Origin of the sequence: Pseudoalteromonas sp. SIMBA_162, from assembly GCF_046535955.1 — a bacterium.
GTDB lineage: Bacteria > Pseudomonadota > Gammaproteobacteria > Enterobacterales > Alteromonadaceae > Pseudoalteromonas > Pseudoalteromonas marina.
In genome coordinates this window covers 1-260 of the sequence record NZ_JAWJBQ010000644.1, presented here as the reverse complement: position 1 = coordinate 260, position 260 = coordinate 1, and the positions used below count along the sequence as shown (strand labels likewise).

Sequence of the window (260 nt, the reverse complement as noted above, 5' to 3'; positions counted from 1 at the left end):
GGCTCTGGCGCCTGGCCCGAGCCGACCTGACGCGCGGCGAGCGCGAGCCGCGAGAACGGCCGGTTCACGAGGCTCGTGATGAAGGCCGAGCCGAACAGCGACAGCGCCAGCGCGAACAGGCCCCAGCCGGCCCACTGCAGGCCGGTCACGTTGTCGAGCTGATCGCGATCGAGTGCGACCCAGTAGTCGTCGTCGTCGATCTTGAAGCTGATCCACACGCCGGGAATGTCGTTGACCGACTGCGCGATCACGGTGTCGTC

1 protein-coding gene is annotated in these 260 nt (G+C 68.1%); it reads right to left on the bottom strand.

Features of this window, described 5'->3' with window-relative positions; translation table 11 throughout:
- Positions 1-260, bottom strand: a 260-nt coding sequence (locus R0J88_RS21240) for a hypothetical protein (protein ID WP_410901062.1), incomplete at both ends; no start/stop codon positions are given.